The organism is Methylotuvimicrobium buryatense 5G (assembly GCF_000341735.1).
In the GTDB taxonomy this organism is placed as follows: Bacteria; Pseudomonadota; Gammaproteobacteria; order Methylococcales; family Methylomonadaceae; genus Methylotuvimicrobium; species Methylotuvimicrobium buryatense.
In genome coordinates this window covers 1,793,840-1,815,978 of sequence record NZ_KB455575.1, presented here as the reverse complement: position 1 = coordinate 1,815,978, position 22,139 = coordinate 1,793,840, and the positions used below count along the sequence as shown (strand labels likewise).

The window sequence follows — 22,139 nt, the reverse complement described above, 5'->3', positions numbered from 1 at the left end:
ATTCCGGCATTCATGCTCAAATGTGCCTCAAAAGCCTGCCATCCATGGCACTGGATTCCGCCACAAATCCGTATGGAACGAATTTGCATTTACTCGAAGGGCTCCGGGCAGGATAGCCCGGAGTGAATCCATGGCGGAATGACGGGTTTCCCTTAACTTAATGGCAGTGACGCAGAGCGTGGGAACGATGGAAGTCGGGAAGTTATTTTCGGCCATATTCTAAACGTTTCCATAACGGCATCCATTTTCTTTTGACGGCTTCTAGATAAGAATTTAGTTTTTATATGTTTTGGCCTGTCTCAATGAATGTTAGTGTCTTACCGTATTCAGTTTCATTAATCTAGCTTTGAGTTTTGACATACCTCCGTCCGTGTCTTCGGCAGTCTTCAATCCGGGCTATTCTGAGCCTGATTTTTAACTGTCGAAAAATCACTTTCGGAAGTATAACCCGTAGGCAAGATCAACAAAACATTTTCGCAAAAAATGTCGGCTCAATCGTTTCGAATCCAAGATTGATCTTCACGCTCGGTGTAGCGGTCTCTTGCCAGTAATAGATAAAACGAAGGGACAACGAACAGCGTAAATAGCGTTCCAACGCCGAGACCGCTAGTGATTACCAAGCCGATATCGAAACGGCTGGCAGCGCCCGGGCCCGAAGCGATCAGTAAAGGGACCATCGCGACGATCATCGATACGGTCGTCATTAGAATCGGCCGGAGCCGGATTTTTGCCGCTTGCTCTACCGCTTCGCGTTTGGTCAAGCCTTCGCGGATCTGCAATTGATTGGCGAACTCGACGATCAAAATACCGTTCTTTGCAATTAAACCGATCAACGTGATCAAGCCGACTTGCGTATAAATATTGATCGAGGCGAAGCCGAGCATGATGAAAGCTAGGGCGCTGGCGATCGAGAGCGGTACCGAAATCAGAATAATCAACGGATCGCGCCAGCTTTCGAATTGTGCGGCCAGCATTAAATAAATGATCAACAACGACATGAAAAACGTCGCGACCAGAGCGCTGCCTTGTTGTGCGTATTGCCGGGAGCTGCCTGTATAGTCGTAACTATAACCGCGCGGAAATAACTCATCGGCTTCCTGTTCCAAATAATCCATTGCATTGCCCAGTGTGATGCCTGGTGCCATCATGCCCGATACGGTCAGGCTGTTGAGCTGTTGAAATTGAGTTCGTTTGCTGGGCTCGACCGATTGTTCGAGATGCACCAGCGATGACAGCGGTACTTGTCCGCCCGATGCGGTTCGCAAATAATAATGATCGAACTTACTGGTATCGAGGCGCGATAAATCGTCGACTTGCGGTATCACTTTATAACTTCGCCCCTGCAGGCTAAAGTGGTTGACATATTGTCCGCCGAGTAAAGATGCCAGGTTGCTGCCGATGTCTTGCATCGTCAATCCCAAATCCGCCGCTCTATCCCGGTCGATGACAAGGGTCGCTTTCGGTCGGTCGAAATTAACTTCCTTCATCAAAAAATTGAAGCGTCCGCTTTGTGTCGCACGATCGACCAGAAGGTCCGCTACTTGGTCAAGCGATGCGTAATCGGCATCGGTGACGATTACGAATTGTAGCGGTAGGCCGCCTCCCGAGCCGGGTAAGCTTGGCCGTGGAATGACCGCGGTTTGGAAGCCGGCAATGGTGTTGACCTTGGCCTGCAATTCCGGTTGTATCGCCATTTGCGAACGGTTGCGTAATGCCGTCGAAGGCATTTTAAAGCCCCCGAACACGGTATTGTTGCTGCCGCCGAAGCCAAGCAGCATAAAGCTTTCGTTGTATTCCGGTATCGATTCGAATTGTTTGATCAACTCTTCGGCATAGGCTTCATTATAATTCAAAGTTGCAGTTTGCGGACCGCTCGCCATGACAAACAGTATGCTTTGGTCCTCGGTTGGGGCCAATTCTTTTTGCGACAGGCTGAACATGAAATAAATGCTGATCAAGACCATCAGCGCAAATGCCAGTACCAGAGATGGCGTTTCCAGAAGCGGGTGCAGCAATTTTCGGTAACGTTCGGACCAATCGTTAAAGATTGCTTCGACCGCATGTTCGAAACGACCGGCCTTGCCTTGGTCTTTCAGGATTTTGGAGCTCAGCATCGGTGCGAGGGTGAGTGCGATAATGCTCGAAATGACGACCGCGCCGGCTAGGGTAAAGGCGAATTCGGTAAACAAGGTGCCTACCAGTCCGCCCATGAAACCGACCGGCAAATAGACCGCAACCAGCGCCACCGTAGTCGCGATCACCGGTAATACTAACTCACGCGTGCCTTCGATCGCCGCTTCGAATTTGGATTTTCCCAATTCTATATGGCGATGCACGTTTTCGACGACAATGATCGCGTCGTCGACGACTAGACCGATGCCTAGCACCATTGCCAGCATTGTGAGCAGGTTTACCGAAAACCCCATGAGTAGCATCAAAAAAGTGCCGCCGATCAACGAAAGGGGGACTGTGATCGATGGAACCAGTGCGGCGCGAATCGAGCCCAACGATAAATAAATGATCAATAAGACGATGATCAATGCTTCGGCCAGCGTACGAAAGACTTCGTTGATCGAATCCTGGATAAAACGGCTCGCATCATAAGGCAGCAGGATATGCATGGCTTCGGGCAAGTCTTTTTCAATTTCGTCCAACATATCGCGGACGGCATAGGCAACCGTCAGCGGGTTGGCGCCGGGTGCCTGTTCGATACCCATGAAAATCGCGGTCTTGCCTTTATACCAGTTGACCATGTCGTAATCTTCGCTGCCCAATTCGGTATCGGCAACATCGGATAACCTGATTAGCGTACCGCCGCGATTGCCGACGACTAGATTACGAAATTCCTGTTCGCTGACGACATCGGTTGTCGCGCTCAAATCGACCGTAACGAAATTTCCTTTGGTTTGGCCGGCGCCCGACAGGTAATTATTTGAGCGCAACACATTCGCGACATCCTCGGCAGTTACGCCGAGCGACGACATGCGCTTGGGGTCGAGCCAGATGCGCATCGCAAAGGTTTTATTACCGAGCACAGTGGCTTTGCCGACGCCCGGTATCGATTGAATTTTCGGTTTAACGACGCGAAGCATGTAATCGCTGATTTGCGAAGGCTTCATCGTATCGCTATAAAGCGCAACATACATCAACGCAGTCGTATCGCCGACTTGCGATGTAATGACCGGGTCTTCCGATTCGGCAGGTAAGATATTGCGTTGACTTGCTACTTTCGCTTGAATTTCGGCGACCGCGGCATTGGGGTCGTAGTTAAGACGCATGTGCGCTTCAATCGTCGAAACGCCTTGGCGGCTGTTCGAGGACAGATAATCGATGCCGTCGGCCTCGGCGATGGCCTGCTGTAGGGGCGTGGTAATGAAGCCTTGCACCAAATCGCTGCTGGCTCCGGGATAGGACGTCCTTACCGTGACGACGGTATTTTCGGTTTCGGGGTATTGCCTGAGTTCCAGCGCCGTGATGGCTCTCAAGCCGAGTACTAAAATCAATAAGCTGACAACACTGGCGAGGACCGGCCGTTCGATGAAAAGGTCGGTAAATTTCACTGTGAAATCTCCCGTTCGCCAGGGGCGGGTTTATCATCCAACTTAACCGGCATGCCGTTACGTAGTTTGACTTGGCCTGCGCTGACGACACGTTCTCCAAGTTTCAAACCGCTAATGATTTCCACGCGGCCGGCGCGTGTTTGCCCGGTTTCGACTTGCCGGCTTTGAACGATCAGGCCGTGTTCGTTTGCTTCGATCACGAATACCGAATTGCCGTAAGGATTATAGGTGATCGCGGTATCGGGTAGTGTCAGTACCTTGAGTTCTTGGTCCGATAAAATGCCGGTTTGTGCGAACATGCCCGGATGCAGCAGTTTTTCGCTGTTGCTTAGCTTGGCGCGAACTTTTACGGATCGCGTGCCTTGGTCGATCAGCGGACTCACGGCGCTGATTTCGCCGTTGAATTCTCGGTCCGGGTAAGCTTGCACGGTCGCAATGACTTGGCGGCCTTTAACGAGTCGATTCAAATAGCGTTCAGGAACGGTAAAGTCCAAATAAATCGGGTCCAGCTGTTGCAGCGACACGATTGCCGAACCTTCCGTTAAGTATTGGCCGAGGTTGACTAGACGAATGCCGAGTTCGCCGGTGAAAGGCGCGCGAATTCGTTTTCTGTCGATCAGTGTACGTTTAGCATGAACGGCCGCGGCGGTTTCGTCGAGTAGGGCATGGTTCTGATCGTAATCGGATTGGGAAATGAAGTTTTTACCTATTAGTTTTTCGCTCCGCTCGAAGCGGACCTTGGCGAGCCGCATTTCGGCCTGGAGTCCTTGTAATTCCGCGCGATCGGTCGACGCATCCAGTTCCAACAGCAATTGTCCCTTTTTAACCGATTGACCGGAGTCGAAATGAATCGCTTCGACTTTGCCGGCCACTTCGTTGCTGACGTCGACGCCGGCAATGGCGGTTAAGCTTCCCACCGCGGACAATGTGGAAGGCCAGATTTCCTGGGTGACTTCGGTACCCGCAACGACGGCAGGAGGCGGTGGTTGAAATCGGCCGGCTTCTTGATGAAGTTGGTAAAACTTCAGTCCGAAAATGCCGCCAAAAATCAGCACGGAGAATAGTATTAGAATAAGAAAACGTTTGAGCATGTGAGGTTTAAAATACCGAGTCGATAAGTTAAGCCGTCCATGGTTCGACAAGCTCACCACGAACGGCTTAACTTAATGGCATTGACGGAGGTCGTGGTAGCCGGAAAGCCACTATGGCTAGCGGGCATCAAGTTCTTTTATCATTTGTCGGATCCGATTTAGCAATTGTCGTTGTTGCGTCGTTGGCAATCGCTTTAGATCACGTTCGAATTCAGTGAGGCCATAATCTGCTGTTTCATTGCTCAAATCGGATCGTTGTATACCGCAGTCGGCGAGAACACGAGTGATGGGTTCGCGTGCGTCATCTAGCGGCATCGCCCCCGACAATATGTTTTTGAGCATGGTATGTATTCGTACGAAAACCGATTTTCCGTTTAGTAATGCCTCGGCAAATGCTAGAGCATGCTCGTCGTTATAGGCTCTTCGTCTCGTATCCGAAAAGGTGCGCATTTCAATCGTAACGAGCGCTTGTTTATCGATTCGATAATCGAAGTCGAACGGCTGATTTTGAGAAGTAATCAGACTGTTGGAATCGACAACTAGTTGCAATTGATTCGCCTTGCAAACGATTTCAAGTCTGATTAAATCATATTTCCCCCGTTTCGGTAGCGGCGATCGCGCTAGGGTGTATTCGAGGTTAGCTAAGTGGTCCCGGTTACGATGGTAACTCCATGTGTGGAAGTCCTGAGCTACTGCGGTTTGTAAAGACAAGGCGACAATGCAAAGAATCTGTAAAAAATGCTTAAATAATCGAGTTTTAAGTTTCATTGAGCAATAGGCCGTAAAGCTTTGATAAAGAACCTTAGGATACACTAAAACACGAATCGAAAGTTAAACCGAGTAAAGCCAATTCAATGCTTGGCAGGACGGCAGTTGAAACCCCGTGAAACCCCGTTCTAAACATTTAGAACATGACCAAAGCAAGCTGAAATATTTACTGTGAAAGTTCGTAGATATAGACCCTTTATCTAATTTTTCGATATACGGCGCTCGACAGAGCAAATGCCGGTTCCGGAGAGGGTGCGGTTGCTCGACCGACAGGCGTTGGCGGCAGGGACAGCCGCCGTCGAGCCTACAGGGACGTATTCACGGCGTCCTGTCGGGCTAGTGACCGTACCCTCCCCACCAGAGAACTTTCATTTGCCGGGGCGATGGCCAGGCCTTCATGAACGTTACTGTGAAAGTTCGTGAGTTAAGGTTCTGGGTTTACGGCGTCCTTTCGCAGGAGAGCCCTGTCGAAGGGTGAACGGTAGTTTGAGGCTTCACCAGGCCGGTGAAAGTGTTGTAGACCCTTCATGCTTCGACTTTGCTCAGCACGAACGGTCTACAACAAATGCCAACTGCTCTTTTCAGGATTAATGCAGTGTATTGTCGGCTAATTCGCTTTCTCGCCGGAGCATCGATATCGATCGCTTTGTCGGATCAATTCATCCGCCGGCATGGGGCGCGCGAATAAATAACCTTGAGCGATATTACAACCTTCGCGTTCAAGAAATTGAGCTTGCTCTTCGGACTCGACGCCTTCCGCGACGGCTTCCAGCCCTAGGTTTCGAGCCAGCGCGATGATAACCCGAACGATGGCTTCGCCGTGTTCATCGCGGCCGATGTCCTGCACGAAAGATTGATCGATTTTTAACCGATCCAGCGGGAGGTTTTTTAAATAAGCCAGACTGGAATAACCGGTGCCGAAATCGTCAATCGATAGCAAGATACCTTGTTGACGCAAATTATCCAAAATGCGCATGGCTTGATCCGGTTGGCGCATGATCATCGATTCAGTCACTTCCAATTCCAAATGCTTGGCAGGGATACTCATTCTCTCCAATGCTGCGGATACTTGTCCGGCGAGATCCTCCCGGTCGATTTGCTGCATCGATAAGTTGACCGAAACGCGAGGAACTTCAAGGTCTTCCGCTTGCCACTCGGCCATTTGTCTGACGGCTTCATTTAAAACCCATTCGCCGATTTCGGCGATGATACCCATATCCTCGGCTAACGGAATGAATTGCCCCGGCGATACTATGCCTAATTCTGCGTGTTGCCAACGCACTAATGCCTCGACTCCCGCAAGCGTACGGTCGATCAAATTAATTTGAGGTTGATAGTAAAGTAAAAGCTCGTTTCGGGCGACTGCGCCGCGCAGAGCGTTTTCCATGATCAAGCGCTCGAAAGCGCCGGTAGTTAGGCCTGATGAAAAGAACTGATACGTATTACGGCCTTGTTGTTTGGCTTGATACATGGCCAGGTCGGCATGTTTCAATAGCGTGTCGACGTCTTTGCCGTCTTGCGGAAACAGTGCGATGCCGATGCTGGCGGTCACGGTTAACGTGTGGTCCTCGATGAACATCGGCCGGTTAAAAATTTGCAATAATTTATGTGCGACGATGACCGCGTGATGCGCGGTGGAATCGTCTTCCAACAGCAGAACGAATTCGTCGCCGCCTAGTCGGGCCAGCGTATCGTCAGCTCGAATCGCTTGTTGCATACGATCGGCGGCTTGTTTCAATAAGTCGTCGCCTACCGGGTGACCCAGAGTGTCGTTAATTGTTTTGAACCGGTCCAGATCAAGAAATAATACGGCTAGATTCTTGTTTTCCCGTTGCGCATGGATCAAGGCATGCCCGAGACGGTCTCTGAATAAGGTGCGATTAGGTAGGCGTGTTAATGCATCGTGATGAGCCAGAAAGTCGAGTTGCGCTTGGGCTTCCTTGACCGAGCTGATATCGTTGAACACGCCGACAAAATGCGTGGTGGTGCCTTCGCTGTTTTTGACCGCACTGATAGTCAACCATTCCGGATAAACTTCGCCGTTTTTACGCCGATTCCAGACTTCGCCGCGCCAATGGCCTGTGCCTAATAAAGTATTCCACAACTCGAAAAAAAAAGACCTGTCTTGGTGGTTGGACTTCAGGATGCTGGGGTTTTTGCCTAACACCTCGATCTTGGTATAGCCGGTGATTTGCTCGAAGGCCGGATTAACGGCTACGATATTGGCGTCGATGTCGGTAACGATGATGCCTTCGCCGGTCGATTCAAAGACCTGGTCGGCGAGACGCAGCTTTTCGAGATAGCGTTTGCGTTCGTCGCGTAGTTCTTTTTCCTCCAGCGCATGCCGGATCGCGGCGCCCAAGCGAGCAGGGCGGTCTTTCAACACATAATCGAAAGCGCCTTTTTGCAAGGCATCGATCGCGATTTCCTCGCCGATACTGCCGGAAACAACGACGACAGGAATGTCGTTATCGCGGTTATGAAGCAGTTCCAAGACTTTGAGGCCGCTAAATTGCGGCAGACACCAGTCGGTTAAAATCAAATCGGGTCGGGTATCGAGCGCTTGCAGAAAGTCCTCTTCGTTTTGAACCCGTTGCCAATCGAAAATTAATCCGTCATCCTTCAATTGTAATACCATCAGCTCGGCATCGACCGGGACGTCCTCGACGATCAGAATACGCAATACTTCGTTACGTTCCATAAATGATTTAGTCATTTTCAGCCTCAGGTTTAGAGGTAACTCCGAGCGGCGGCCCGATATTTAGACTTAACCAATAGTTTTCGATTTGCTTGATGACTTCGATAAAGCCGGAAAACGACACGGGTTTGACCAGATAGGAATTAGCGCCGATATCGTAAGATAAAGCCCGGTCGCCTTCTTCGCGCGATGAAGTCAAAATAACGACCGGTATGCGTTTGATCAATGGTGCGGTTTTGATTTGCTTGAGTACATCGAAGCCGTCGATACCCGGCATTTTTAGATCAAGCAGTATCAGATCTGGTAACGGATAACGCTTCCGGTCGCCGTAGTCGCCGCGTCCGAATAAATAATCGAGCGCTTCGCGGCCGCTTGAAGCCGTTTCGATTCGGTTGATCAGCCGGGCTTCATGGAAGGCGTCCAGTGCTAATTCGATATCCATGCGATTATCGTCCACTAACAATATAAAGGCCTCATTATTCATAACGATTCTCATGCTTTAATTGGCGGCGGGAAGCCGAATACTAAACGTGCTGCCGTTTCCGGGGGTGGATTCGACTTCTACCGAACCGCCCATCATGCGTGCCGATTTGGCGACGATGGCGAGACCTATCCCCGTTCCCGGGTATTCGTCTTCATTGTGCAGGCGCTGAAAAACCTGAAAAATTTTATCATAATACTCGGGCTCGATACCTATGCCGTTATCGGTCACTTGAATAATGATTTGACCTTTATTAATGCGCGACGAGATTGCGATTATGGGCGGTATATCCGGTTTACGGTAAATTAACGCATTATCGAGTAAGTTGGATAATATTTGCCCAACTAAAGTGGCGTCGCCGATCGGTGACGCCAGCGGTTCGATGATTTCAAGCGTGGCTTGAGTGGCCGTTATGCGTTCGGCAAATGTTGCCGATAGCTGTTTCAGCAACGGCGATAGGGCTATCGGGCTCATTTGTACGGCGCGCCGCCCGGTGCGAGAATATTCCAGTAGGTCCTCAATCAATTGGCTCATACGGTTTCCGGCTTCGATGACATTATCGAGATAATGGCGGCCCTCGTCATTGAGCGTATCGCTATGTCTGCGTGCCAGAATTTGCGCAAAACCGTTAATGGCGCGAAGCGGTGCGCGTAGATCGTGCGAAACCGAATAGGAAAACGATTCGAGTTCTTTATTGGCTTGTTCCAACTCGGCCGTGCGCTCGCTAACTCGTCGTTCCAGATAGGCATTCAGCCTGAGCACTTCCTGTTCCGCTTCGATTCGTTCGGTGATGTCCAAGCAGTAGCCCAGATAGCCGACAAAATCGCTCTTGTGATCGTAACGAGGCACGCCGTCGTCGATAAGCCAACGGTATTCCCCGTCGTGACGACGCAAGCGGTAAACGATAGAGAATTTCTCGCGCTTGTCGAAAGCCTCATTATAGACTTGCACGCAACGATCGTAATCATCGGGATGCACGCCTTCAGCCCAGCCGAACCCCCATTCTTGCTCCAGCGTCCGGCCGGTGAATTCAAGCCAGGGTTCGTTGAAATAGTCGCATAACTTATCGAGGCGCGCCGACCAAATCAGCATGCGCCCGTTATTAGCAAGTGAACGGTAACGCGTTTCGCTTTCTTTCAATGCTATTTCGGCCGATTTTTGATCTTCGATCAAGCTTAATAATACCAAGCGCTGTCGGTCCGATTCCTTTAACAATTGTTCGGTTTCGGTTCGTGCCGCATGAGTGGCTTGTTCGGCTTGTTTTCGTTTGGTGATATCGATCACGATCGCGACCGTCCCGTTCGGCGACTGGCCTTGTTCCCATAACGGCGAAACCGTTAAATTGACCCAAACGCAGCGCCCATTTTTATGGATATAACGTTTTTCCATTGAAAATTCGCGAATTTCTCCGGCCAGGAGTCGCTGCGTTTTTGCGTTGTCGGCTGCTAGATCTTCGGGATGCGTGATGCTTTGATAGGTCAATTGTTCCATTTCATTGCGGGTATATCCGACGATATCGCAAAATCGTCGATTGATTCGCATGAAGCGGCCGGTGCGTATGTCGATCTGAGCAACGCCTGCCGCGGCTTGCTCGAATAAGGTGCGAAATCGCGTCTCGCTTTCGCGAAGCATCTCAGTGTCGCGGTCGCGGCGAAGCCTTATTATCATTAGCGATCCGAGCATGACAACCGCTAAAGGGTAGATCGTCAAAACCGGTAAGGCGATATCAGACAGAACCCGAACTGCGGTGGAATAAGGAAGGATCAGCATCAAGGCTAGCATCAAAACATGAACGAAAAGCCCGAATAGCCAAAGTTCGCGCCACGATATTTCGACGAGCGGCGATGGCCGAAAATGCCGCCAGAGTATGCCGGCGAGTCCCGATACGATAATGACCGAAACTCCGGTCCATGTCGCAATTCCGCCTTGATAGAGTCGTAGTGCCGCTGTGCCGGCCATGGCAACGGCTGTCGGGATGGTGCCGAAAAACAGACCGGTAATACTTAACAGTACCGACCGAGTATCGAAGATGATGCCGGGTTGATAATACCAAGGCGTCAGCATGATGACCATGCCGATCAAGGCAATACCCAGGCCGATTACAATTTGTCCGGCTAACTTAGGCTTGAATAAGAAACGCCCGGCCGTCATGTCGAAGGCTAGCGCGATCGTCAGCAGTAATGCGGCATTTTGGAGTATTGCTAGCGCTCCGGAAACAATCATGGCTTGAGTTCCTGTACTGAAACGGAGTAGCGCGTCGGTTCGCCGAGCCGGGTTAGTAGGGCGTTGACTTCTTGTTTCAAGTCGATGATCCTCGACTCTCTGTCTAAGGTGACCGTGTGCCAGCGGCGCAGTTCGTCTAATTGCCGGTTAAGTTTTTGAGTATCCTGTTCTCTTTCGATCGTAATCGCGGCTAAATGCGCAAAGGTATTGATTAACTGTCGCTCGCTTTCGGTTGCGTGGCGCGGCGTTCGGTAATAAGCCGCAAAAGTGCCGAGTACCTTGCCGGTCCCGGAAAAAATCGGTGTGGACCAGCAGGCGCGTAAACCATGATCGAGAGCGAGGCGATTAAAATTTTTCCATAGCGGGCTTTCGGCGATATCGTCGACGAATACCGGTTGCTTAGTAAAAGCCGCGGTGCCGCAGGAACCGACGGAAGGCCCGATTTCAATACCGTCCACAGATCGGTTGTAGCCATCGGGCAGGCTCGGTGCCGATCCGTGCCTAAGATGTAAGTCGTCCGCATCCATTAACAAGATCGAGCACAGCATGTCGGGGCTGAGCTGTTCTATGTTACGGGCGATATGTTTCAGTATTGTCGTTAGCGGCCGTCCTTCGGCGATTTGCTCCAAGGTATTGTTTGCTGCGGCGAGCAAAGCTTGCTGTTGTTTGAGTTCGCTGATGTCTCGGGCGATACCGAGAACGCCGATGAGTTTTCCTTTGGCGTCGTACATCGGCGTTTTTGTGGTTTGCACCCGAATGCTGCGCCCGTCTCCCGAAAAAGTCAGTGTTTCTTCGTTCGTGACCGGCTTTCCAGCGGCTGCCGCGGCGAGGTCGTTCGCGCGGAAAGCATCCGCTGTTTCCGAGTCGACAAAGTCGTAATCGGTTTTGCCGATAATTTCGGATACAGGGACTCCGAATAATTTTACGATAGCCGGATTGCAGGCCAGGAAGGTACCGCTATGATCTTTTAGCCATACAAAATCGGGTATCGTCTCGAAGAGTGTTTTTAATCTATGTTCGGCTTGTTTACGCGCGGTTTCGCGTTCGAAATTATCCAATGCGAAAGAAATATCCTGAGCCATTTCTTCCAACAAAGTGCGCATTTGCCGGTCGAAAATATGCGTTTCGGCGGCATAAAGGTTGAATACCGCGACCAATCGGTTGCTGCACCGCAAGGGCAGCGCGACCGATGCGCCGATGCCGTATTGCCGGGCCAGGTCGTGCCATGGCGCGGTTGCCGGGTCGTTAAGAAAGTCCTCGCAATAATAAGGGCGTCCTTTGCGCATGACGTTAGCGGTCGGTCCTCGGCCTTTCGGTGAATCGGGGGCGATCTCGATTTCGGTTTGACGGAGGTATTCATCGAGCGCGCCGTAGCTGGCTGCCGGTTCGATTCGGCCGGATATGTCGTCGATGCGGCCGATCCAAGCGCCAAGGTAACCTCCGTATTCGACCGCGATGCGGCAGAGGCGCTGAAAAAGCTTGTCCGGATCGCGAGTTCTTACGATTGCCTGATTGGTTTCGCTGAGTGTTGCATAGGCTTTGTTGAGGCGCTGTATTTGCTCTTCGGCGGCTTGTCGAGCGCTAATGTCACGAATAAAGCTTTGCCAGTAAAGATTGCCGTCGATCTCTAAAGGACTGCAACTGATTTCGACCGGAAAGATATCGCCGTTTTTGCGTAATTGTAATATCTCGAACAACGCGCCGCCCTTCGTGTCGGCGGACGGCCAGATGTTTTGGATGGCGGACTGAAGATGCGACGGCGTTAAGTCGCGGATAGTCATCGAGCACAATTCGTCGATCTCGTAACCGTATGCCGATGAGGCGGCTTCGTTGGCTTCGACGATGCGTCCTTCGAGATCGGTTAGTAAAAAGATATCGCGCGCCAGTTTAACCAACCTGTCATAATGCCCGACAATTGCTGCTCGATCTTCCAGTTGCCGTTGTCGGAATAAGGCAAAACGCATTTGTTGACTGCGCCAGAGCAGCAAAACGGCAAGACCTCCGGCGCCAACCGCGAATATTACCACCAGAAAAATCAATTTTGCCCGTAGTTTCAACGGTTTCAACATTGCATCGGCATTACTTTCTAATAAGACATGCCAAGGCATGCCGGAGATCGGTTGAAATGCGGCCCATACTTCCATATCACGGTCATTGATGCATCTGCAAAAACCGGCTCCGTCGAGTACTGCTCGGGTAGCGGACAAGTTTACTCGGCTTAACGGTTTGCGGTGTGTGAGCGGATAGTTGCTTATCCATTCGGTTCTGTTGAGATAGGCCACTTCATCGCCTTCTCGGCGCACTAAAAATAATTCCGAATCGGCGGAAATGGCCGACCATTCATTGAGGGATTTATAGAGTTCTATAGTCGGATCGGCGCTCAATACCACCATGACAAAGATTTTTTGCGGCTCGTTGATGATTATCGGTGCGATAAATTCAAGTCGATATTGGTCGGGCTCGGATCTGAGGCGATGTATGTCGTTGATCGCCAATTGCCGGGATCGTGACGAGTCGATAATGGCTTGCCGCACTGCTGCAGTGGCTTCGATGGCTTCGCCGGTAGTGAATAAAGGATGTCCTTGCTTGGTATAGAGCGTTACGCCGACCCATTCTTTGGTTTCGAGCAGGGCGTTGAAATAGCTTTGTAGTTTGGCTTCAAGTGTTTTATCTAGTTGCCCGGAAACGGGTGCGTCGATTGCTGAAAGTATCGGATCGGATTGTATGAGTTTAATGTCCTGGCGGCGTTCGGTTAACCAGTTTTCTATATGGCGGGCTTTGAGCTTGACTATGGTTGACTGTACGGAAAATTGCCGCGCGGTGAACTCCAGGGCCTGCTGCCGATACACCAGGTAGCCGATACCGCCAATCAAGATTAACATCAAAATGTAAACAGCGATCAGTAAACTGGCGCGGAAGCCGGTGGCTCCGGAGTTTGTCTCATGCGGAGATGGAAGCTTTAATCGCAACAAAGCATAAAGGATGACCGCGGTCATTAGTACGAAGGCCGAGCCTTTCCAAGCTTGGATGCGAACTAATAGAGTTCTATCGGTGATGAGTAAGTCGACCAGCCAATCCGAAGTCAATATCCAAAAGCCTGCGAAAGCCAAATACAGGAGTGTGATAATCGCTGCTTTTGAAAGTCGTTGGCGCACTGTCATGTTCCTATAGTGAGCTCATAAAATCGGCGTTGACTAGGGTTGTTATTGACGCTGATGGTGGTTATGCGAGTTTGTTTTTATCAATTAGCGCTTAGGATACAGGTTAGTCGTAAAAAAACAAATTTTGGTTATAGGGCCTAGGAGTCACTGCCATTAAGTTAAGAGAATCCCTTCATTCCGCCATGGATGGCAGGCTTTTGAAGCGCATTCGGGCCTGAATGTCAGGATTACTTAATTTAAATGACTGCTTAATTTAACCTGATTAGCAAGATGCTTCAGCTTGCCGAGGCCAAGTGTCCGAGCAAGGACCAGTCGTAGTCGCAAAAACTAAAATATGCTGTTACCCAAGCTCTAGCTTGGGTAACCTGTTCAGGAAGCTCTAGCTTCCCGAAAATCAAGAAAGATTGAACGAGCGAGTCGGGTTTGATTCAGAATGTGTGGAGGTTGTGTCGGTCTCAGGAAGCTGGAGCTTCCGGGGTGTCTTTCCCAAGCTGGAGCTTGGGAAAGAGCGTGATGTGGGTTGGCCGTTTTTAGCTTGACGCGCATGGCTTGCGAACCCCGTCCTGCTAGGGATATGCTGGTTTTTGGGCTTTAGCTGAAGAAACTTGCTAATCAGGTAATTTAATGACGTTGGCGGGTAGGCGCGGCGCGAAAACCCTGGCAGGACGGGGTTTGCAACCCCGTCCTAAACGTTTTGACTTTGGCCGAAGTCAGCCGAAATGTTTAGGGCAAACCGAAACGTTGGGGACGGGTTAAATAACCCGTCCCGCAGAAGTCGCTGCGGTTACGACTAGCCCGCTCGGGCACTTGGCTCCGGCAAGCTGAAGCATCTTGCTAATCAGGTAACTTAATGACGTTGGCGGGTAGGCGCGGCTCGAAAATCTGATCGCTTCTGTGAATAATGCTGTTGAAAGTGCGGCTTTGGTGCGCAAATAAGAAACAATTGCACCTAGTTGGTACAAATAGTTGTCTTAATGCAACAGTGATGGTTGTTTGCCTAGCGGCAGCGGGATTTATAAAAAAACCGGGAAACGTTTTTAATATGATGAAATCTAAAGATTAAATAGGTTGTCGTTAATGGATGGGGTGAGCGTTTACCAAAATATATGGATTTTGGCAAGTGCTTTGCATCGAACAAAGTGACTATGAATTTCGTGATAAATAACGGGCTACTCACTTAACACGGGACAGTTTAAGGTTAATCCTTAGTGCTTTTGTCCCGCCTTAAGTGGGAAGCCAAATAACGTTAAGAAACATGTTCGAACTAGGAATTACTGTTTTTAGCCGATTTTTTGTTACTTCTGTGAGGATAAGTCCATGACTCAAACAATGAATGCTTCCATGAATCTTTTTGAAGCGATAGCTAGTTGGCCGATGATCACTTCATTCGATTTGGCCGGGTTTACATTATTGATGTTTTTTATCATTTTGTCCGCCATCGAAGCGCATCGTCCTCGAAAGAAATTGCCGAAAAGTAATTTAAAAAACTCTTATCGGGTTAATATTGCCTTATTATTATTCAACAGTTTGGTATTGTCGTTATTGTCGGTTTCATCGTTGCTGGTCGTGGCAGAGCATTTTTCCGGTGCGGGTATTTTGAGCGGGATGTCGGATTCATTGATCAAGGCTGCGTTGTCGTTAATTGTGCTGGATTTAGTGTTTTACCTTTGGCACAAGGCTTGTCATGACTTCGATGTTTTATGGCTATTTCATAAAGTCCACCACAGTGAGCCATATCTGAATGCCTCGACTGCATATCGTGTGCATATTTTGGAGATATTGGCTGCTACATTGATTAAAGCGCTCAGTATCGTCATTTTCGGTTTCGATAAGGCCAGTGTATTGGCTTATGAATTATTGATGATGCTGTTTGTTATGTTTCATCACGCAAATATTGCATTTTCTCGAGAAAAAGACCTAGGGTATTTATTCATTACTCCCTATCTGCATCGGGTTCATCACTCGACGGTTCGAGCCGAGCATGACAGGAATTACGGCGCGGTGTTTTCGATTTGGGACCGTCTGTTCGGAACCTTGATCGAGTTGGAGCCCAAACAAATTGGACTTAATAGCCAACCGCCGCTGACTTTTTTCAAATTATTAAAGTTCGGTGTGACGTCGGAGCCAAAGGCGAATCCTGTCGGTGATATTCCCGAGGCCATGCCGATGATTGCCGAGGCGGCTTATTTCAGAGCCGAAAAGCGCGGTTTTGAGCCGGGTAATGAAATGCTTGATTGGTTGGAGGCGGAACGCGAAGTCGTTCGGAATGCTTATTCCGGCAATGCCATCAAAAAACGCTTCCGGTTCGATATGGGGAGTTTGTTGAAGCTAGGCCTCAAAAATAATGGAGTCATGCAGAGTTGATCTAATCGGTAAAGAACGGGCATGATTCATGCCCGTTCTTTAAGATAATCATTTGTATTTATACCCATCGTAGATCAAAATCCGGCACCAGGGTACACGTCAAAGGACGCCGTGAATACGTCCCTGTAGGCTCTATGCCAGCTCCATGCTGGCAAAGCCTTGCCGAGCACCCCGGCGCCTCCTCAGGCACTGCCGAAATTTGAAGTGCGAAAGGTATATCCTAGATAAAGCATTTCACCATGAAGATCATGAAGAATTCCTCGTTTCGATGCTCCTGCCCTCGTCGTTATTCACAACTACCGCTACACTTGATTGACAGAGTTTATCGAATAACTTGAAGCGGTAATTTTTTATAAAACTGTGAAAATTGAACGTCATTGTCTTCGAAAGTCGCAACTAAGGCGTCGCTTCCACAGCACAGGTAGCCTTTGTGGGAGCGATCCCCTGATCGCGATTTCGGAGCCGAGAGTGTTAAGCAACAAAAAATGGTATCGAAGGCTCATTGGCTAAGATTGCAAAATTTATTCACCATGTAGAATATGAAGGTAATGAAGAAAAAGACTTAAAATTAACAATCTAATTCTTCATGTCAGCAATTCCCAATTTGGAGATCAAAAAGGGTGTGGGGTATGCTTGGCGAGGATGTCGGCAGCAGGGAGCTGCCGCCAAGCCCCCATGGATGGGTTTACGGCGTTCCTCGACAGGCATACCCCACACCCTAAAATCGGCGAAACTGCTCAAACTGGGAATTGCTGTTCTTCATGTTGCTTTATGTTCTTCATGGTTATTTCGCAATATTTAATACTTTCTCAGACTCAGGACCGTAGGAACCAGAAAATACTCCTGCTTCGTTTTCACTTGTACCGCGAAGCCAGAACTTCACGCAGTGGTTTTTCAAGCAAGAGCTTGGGAAACCCAGGCATCCCGGCGTATCAATACGTTAATGCCGAAATTTGAGAATACCGATCAGGAATCATTACCATCCTTTGTCATTAAAGCAAGCCTAAATCAATGATTAGGCATAGCTTCCGGTCATGTCCCGACCGATACTCCCTTCGTTACTTTTTTCTTTAACGCCATTGATTTTGTCGGTAATCAAGGTTTGCATGTCGTTGAATAATTGTTTTAGGTAGCGTGCGAACCGAGAGAGCAAAATTTGAGCCTCCATCTGTAATTTGTGAATCTCGATAAAAGTGGATCCGGCTCTTTGTTGGATTGGGCTGACAATTTTGCCTCGCCAAAAAAACTTGATCTCTCCAGGGGCTGCTTGCCAAATCTCCTTGAAGTCGTCGCGAGCGTTTTTAATCGTCCACAGTACTTTTTGGTCGAGCATATGAAGAATTTCGTCGGTCAAGTGGCGATAATTGCCGTTAAATTGGCCAAGCATATCGCGATGGCGGCTTGCCAGTGTGTTTAAAATGTTTTGATAATAATTCAACACATCGACTTTGGCGTCGTTCAACTTTCGTGTGCCGTTTTCCAGTATATTCATCGCGAAAAAGTCTTTTGCGGTTACGGGCAATGAACGGGCGACTTCGATCAGGTCTTTGATTTGTGCGAGTTTCGCTACCGTCGATGCGCCAAGCGTGCCGCCTTGTAGAAGGCGACGGTATTCGGCGATTTTCATCCATATTAAACTGAGCAAGGAATGCTGAGCGATATTAAGAGCCGCTTCCAATTCGGCTAAGCGGCTTTGGCTTTCCGATAAGGATTTTTCCAGCGATTCCACTGTTTCGGATTTCGTTTGTAGAGCTTGTGTTAAAATTGAAACTTGCTGTTCAAGGTGTGCTAACTGGCCGAGCAATTCGCTATGCTCGTTATTCGGATTCAATGACATTGTTTTCCCCTCTTGGAATGGATGGCCTATTTTTATTAATTAAGTGGTTTTTTCGGCCAGCGGAACTTATTAACAGTTAAATGATATAAAGTCAATTATCGATTTCTGCCGTTATCGGGGTTAATCGATTCGTTCCATGGACGTGAGTAGTCGCTGCTATTTGACAGCATTGATGGATTCAGCATATTTTTGTTAACCTTTTTCGTTGTGTGGGATGTGCGGCATTTAATGATCCGACTTGTAAATGCATTTCGAATTAAACTTAGGTATTAGCTGTATCATTCCTTATAAAATTAATCCTGATTAGCAAGTTTCTTCAGCTAAAGCCCAAAAACCAGCATATCCCTAGCAGGACGGGGTTTGCAACCCCGTTCTAAACGTTTTGACTTTGGCCGAAGTCAGTCGAAATGTTTAGGGCAAACCGAAACGTTGGGGACGGGTTAAATAACCCGTCCCGCAGGAGTGGCTACGACTGGCAACTGCTCGGACAGTTGGCTTCGGCAAGCTGAAGCATCTTGCTAATCAGGAAATTAATTATGTTTAAGTCAGCAGATATGTGCCGAATGGTTACTAAATTTTAGAGCAACACAGTGAGTAATAACGATTGTAATGAACCGATACGACTAGGGCTCATGCCCCCGTTGACAGGATTAGTCGGGATCTACGGTGACGAAATCGTTCGTGCCGCAACGATTGCTTGCGGCGAAATCAACGAGCGGGGCGGAGTGCTTGGGCAGCCTTTGCAATTGATCGTCGAGGATGATGGTAGTTTGCCGGAAACAGCGGTACAAGCAGCTATTAAGCTTGTCGACGAGCATCGTTGTTCGGCGATCATCGGTAATCTGCTGTCGAACTCCCGGATTCTGGTCGCGACTCAAGTCGCCGAACCGAGAAGGATACCTTATCTCAATTTTTCGTTTTACGAAGGCAGTATATCCGGTAGGTATTTTTTTCATTTTGCGGCTTTGCCTAATCAGCAAATCGATAAAATGATTGCTTGTATGGCCAAATATTACGGTCAGAAAATGTTTTTCGCGGGTAATAATTACGAATGGCCTAGAGGTTCTATCGATGCCGCGAAACGCGCTTTGACGGAGCTGGGCGGAGCGGTGGTCGGAGAGGAATATTTGTCGATCGGCGTTTCGTACCGTGAAATCGACAATTTGTTAAAACAAGTTGCGCACTCGGGGGCCGATGTTTTTGCACCATTTTTTGCGGGCATCGATCAAGTCAAGCTCTTAACCCGTTTTTCGGAGTTAGGTTTAAAAAACCGCATGACGGTCGTTATGGGGCATTTCGACGAGATCATGGCTTCAAGGTTGTCGGCCTCGGTGCGCGATGGCTTTTATTCTTCGAACTCCTATTTCATGAGCGTGGATACGCCGGAAAACCGTAATTATTTGGCGAGGCTTGAGCAACTGCCGGGTATCGACGGCCTTTGGCCCTTCGGTAACGGTATACTGACTAATTTCGGCGAGGCAACCTATTTATGTGTGAAGGCTTTTGCCAGTGCCGTAGAGACTGCCGGATCGGTGCATCCCGAAGCCTTGGTTTCGGCACTCGAAAACGTGTCTATCAAAGGTCCGCAAGGACGCGTGCAAATGGATGCGAATACTCATCATGCCTCTGTCAACACTTATCTATCACGGTGTACCGCTGAGGGTTCGTTTAGAATTATCGAAAGCTTCGGTCTCATACCTCCAGTGATCCCTGATCGTTATCGAATGCAGGCACGACAATCGGCCGAGGCGGGTAAGGTCGATTCGGTCTCGCGATTGATTACCGACGATGCCAAGCAATTAATGCAAAAACTAAGTACCGCTTGGGATATTTTGTCGATCGCCGATATGGCGATTTTGGCGACCGACGAATTCGGTATCATCGTCGAAGCCAACACGAACGCTTGCCAGGTATTCGGGTATTCCAACAAAGAATTAATAGGGCTTTCAGTTCATCTGTTGTTGCCGCCGCATTTGCGCGAACGGCATGTCCAGATGTTTCGCTTATTCGTCGAAGGCGAAGAAACCGAGAGGCGCATGAGCGGGCGTAGTCCGGTAACAGGCTATCGTAAAGACGGTACTTTTTTTCCTTTGGAAGCCTCGATCGCTAAATTTCGTCAGGACGGGCATTGGCTATTAGTCGTCACGATGCGCGATATTACCGAAAACAAACGAGTCGAAGACGAAATTTTATGGTCTGCAACACACGACGCTCTAACCGAATTGCCGAACCGAAGACTGCTTCGCGAAAGGCTGACGGATGCTTTGCAACGTTCGCGTAGGCAAGGCACCAACGTTGCCTTGTTATTTGTAGACCTTGATGATTTTAGGTTTGTCAACGATATACATGATCATAAGGTTGGCGATCAGGTGCTAAAAACGGCAGCAAGGCGCCTAATGGAGATTGTGAGGCCCGGCGATACTGTAGCGCATTTATCCGCCGATGAATTTGTCGTGCTTTGCGAGCAATTAGAGAACCCGACAATGATTTCAACGCTCGCCGAACGGATTAATGAAGCCTTGAGGCAGCCAATAGATCTCAATGGCAATCAGGTATCGGTAACAGCCAGTGTCGGTATTGCGGTAGGCCAAGGCAGCACGCATTCGGCCGATGACTTGTTGCGTTCCGCTGATACGGCGATGTCTGAAGTCAAAATGCTGGGTAAGGATAGCTGGTATTTTTTTAACGACAGCTTACAGGAAAAAGTGCGCTTGAGGTTGTCGATTACGCAGGGGTTGCGGTTGGCGGTCGAGCGCGATGAGTTTTCCCCCCGATTTCAACCGATTGTTTGTGCTGCAACCGGGCGCATCATAGCGGCTGAATTACTGTTGCGCTGGTTTCCATCGACCGGTGAAGTTTCTCCGGCTATTTTTATACCGATTGCCGAGATGACCGGCTCGATCCTCGCGATCGGCAACTGGGTATTTCGGGAGGCTTGCCGGGCTGAAGCCGAATGGCGTCGCCGATGGGGCGATTATGCGCCCTCTTATATTTCGGTTAATGTTTCGGCAAGGCAGTTGGATGAGGAGTCGCTTTGCGATCAATTTGCCGAAATCATTCGTGAAACCGGCGCCGATCCTTCGAGGATATTGCTCGAAATCACCGAAACGTCTTTGATGGCCGATGTCGAAACGAATCTACGCATGTTACGTCGTCTTGCCGATCAGGGCTTGCGTGTGGCGGTCGACGATTTCGGAACCGGTTATTCCTCGTTGGCACAATTAATTAAGTTGCCGGTTAGCGTACTTAAAATCGATAGGGCTTTCATCGACGGCTTGGAGAATCATCAAGAAAACCGTTTAGTGACACAGGCTATCATTAGCTTGGGGCGCGGTTTGGGTCTGAAAATGGTTGCTGAAGGTGTTGAGAATGAATTGCAGTTGAGAGAGCTGCGCGCACTCGGTTGTGATTATATTCAAGGCTATTATTTTTATCGGCCGCTGGATTGGAATTCCTTTGTCGAAAGCGTCGAGCGCGAAATCGAAACCCAAACGCTCGATGCGCCGTTGCCGTTGTTTTTTGTGCTGTATGTCAGCCAAGCTATTCGACCGATGCCGGAAAATGAAATCGAAGCTTTATTGGAGCAGACCCGGCAATGTAACAAAATAAACGGTATTACCGGTTGCTTGCTGCATCGCGATGGTTGGTTCATGCAGCTCTTAGAAGGCTCTCCTGAAAAAGCGCTGGCTTTGGTCGAAAAGATTAAACTGGATCCGAGACACAAGGATATGCAGGTGGTTATTCAGGGGCCGGAGCGGAGACGTATTTTTCCTGAATGGAGTATGGGCTATCGCGAAGTAGGTCAGTTACCTGACGAGCTTGACTTCAGTCCCTGGCGCAAGCGGGTAATCGGTTTCGAAGAACTCGCCGAGGACGCCAAGATTTGTTACGAATTCATTACCTCGTTCAAAACGCGCACGGTTTAGGCTTCGGCCTGATGGTTAGGCGCTAAATTT

10 protein-coding genes are annotated in these 22,139 nt (G+C 49.2%); 2 read left to right on the top strand and 8 right to left on the bottom strand.

Annotated elements, in window-relative coordinates; all coding sequences use genetic code 11:
* Positions 1-491: 491 nt before the first annotated feature.
* From METBU_RS0108100 to METBU_RS25225, 7 genes are all read right to left on the bottom strand, one after another.
* Positions 492-3,560 (bottom strand): efflux RND transporter permease subunit, encoded by a 3,069-nt coding sequence (locus tag METBU_RS0108100; protein ID WP_017840136.1) that lies wholly within the window; start codon positions 3,558-3,560, stop codon positions 492-494.
* The gene (locus METBU_RS0108095; RefSeq protein ID WP_017840135.1) at positions 3,557-4,651 is read right to left on the bottom strand and encodes an efflux RND transporter periplasmic adaptor subunit; all 1,095 of its coding nucleotides are present in this window, start codon (positions 4,649-4,651) and stop codon (positions 3,557-3,559) included. The genes METBU_RS0108100 and METBU_RS0108095 overlap by 4 nt, the downstream gene beginning before the upstream one ends.
* A 117-nt stretch (positions 4,652-4,768) precedes the next feature.
* Positions 4,769-5,419 (bottom strand): hypothetical protein, encoded by a 651-nt coding sequence (locus METBU_RS0108090; RefSeq protein WP_017840134.1) that lies wholly within the window; start codon positions 5,417-5,419, stop codon positions 4,769-4,771.
* 607 nt (positions 5,420-6,026) lie between these two features.
* Entirely contained in the window at positions 6,027-8,135 is a 2,109-nt protein-coding gene (locus METBU_RS0108085; protein WP_017840133.1) for an EAL domain-containing response regulator, read from the bottom strand.
* Positions 8,128-8,601: a response regulator gene (locus METBU_RS23695; protein ID WP_017840132.1), complete on the bottom strand. Its 474-nt coding sequence runs from the start codon at positions 8,599-8,601 to the stop codon at positions 8,128-8,130. Before METBU_RS23695 ends, METBU_RS0108085 begins: the two co-directional genes overlap by 8 nt.
* Positions 8,602-8,616: 15 nt before the next feature.
* Complete coding sequence (locus METBU_RS25230; RefSeq protein WP_017840131.1) at positions 8,617-10,821, bottom strand: PAS domain S-box protein; 2,205 nt, start codon at positions 10,819-10,821, stop codon at positions 8,617-8,619.
* Positions 10,818-13,976, bottom strand: a complete 3,159-nt coding sequence (locus tag METBU_RS25225; protein WP_017840130.1) for a GAF domain-containing protein — start codon at positions 13,974-13,976, stop codon at positions 10,818-10,820. The genes METBU_RS25230 and METBU_RS25225 overlap by 4 nt, the downstream gene beginning before the upstream one ends.
* A 1,323-nt stretch (positions 13,977-15,299) precedes the next feature.
* Here METBU_RS25225 and METBU_RS0108065 point away from each other — a divergent pair.
* A complete protein-coding gene (locus METBU_RS0108065; RefSeq protein ID WP_017840129.1) occupies positions 15,300-16,346 on the top strand; it encodes a sterol desaturase family protein in 1,047 nt (348 codons plus the stop codon).
* Positions 16,347-17,361: 1,015 nt separating this feature from the next.
* Here METBU_RS0108065 and METBU_RS0108060 read toward each other — a convergent pair.
* Positions 17,362-18,183 carry a hypothetical protein gene (locus tag METBU_RS0108060; RefSeq protein WP_017840128.1) on the bottom strand — a complete coding sequence of 274 codons (822 nt, stop codon included), beginning with the start codon at positions 18,181-18,183 and terminating at the stop codon, positions 17,362-17,364.
* Between the two features lie 590 nt (positions 18,184-18,773).
* On the opposite strand from METBU_RS0108060, the gene METBU_RS0108055 reads away from it, so the two are divergent.
* Entirely contained in the window at positions 18,774-22,109 is a 3,336-nt protein-coding gene (locus METBU_RS0108055) for an EAL domain-containing protein (RefSeq protein WP_235726393.1), read from the top strand.
* The last annotated feature ends 30 nt before the right edge of the window (positions 22,110-22,139 follow it).

Bases quoted from the DNA above. Each gene is read 5' to 3' on its own strand.
- METBU_RS25230 (WP_017840131.1), bottom strand. From the start codon at position 10,821: ATGATTGTTTCCGGAGCGCTAGCAATACTCCAAAATGCCGCATTACTG.
- METBU_RS23695 (WP_017840132.1), bottom strand. From the start codon at position 8,601: ATGAATAATGAGGCCTTTATATTGTTAGTGGACGATAATCGCATGGAT.
- METBU_RS0108085 (WP_017840133.1), bottom strand. From the start codon at position 8,135: ATGACTAAATCATTTATGGAACGTAACGAAGTATTGCGTATTCTGATC.
- METBU_RS0108060 (WP_017840128.1), bottom strand. From the start codon at position 18,183: ATGTCATTGAATCCGAATAACGAGCATAGCGAATTGCTCGGCCAGTTA.
- METBU_RS0108065 (WP_017840129.1), top strand. From the start codon at position 15,300: ATGACTCAAACAATGAATGCTTCCATGAATCTTTTTGAAGCGATAGCT.
- METBU_RS0108095 (WP_017840135.1), bottom strand. From the start codon at position 4,651: ATGCTCAAACGTTTTCTTATTCTAATACTATTCTCCGTGCTGATTTTT.
- METBU_RS0108090 (WP_017840134.1), bottom strand. From the start codon at position 5,419: ATGAAACTTAAAACTCGATTATTTAAGCATTTTTTACAGATTCTTTGC.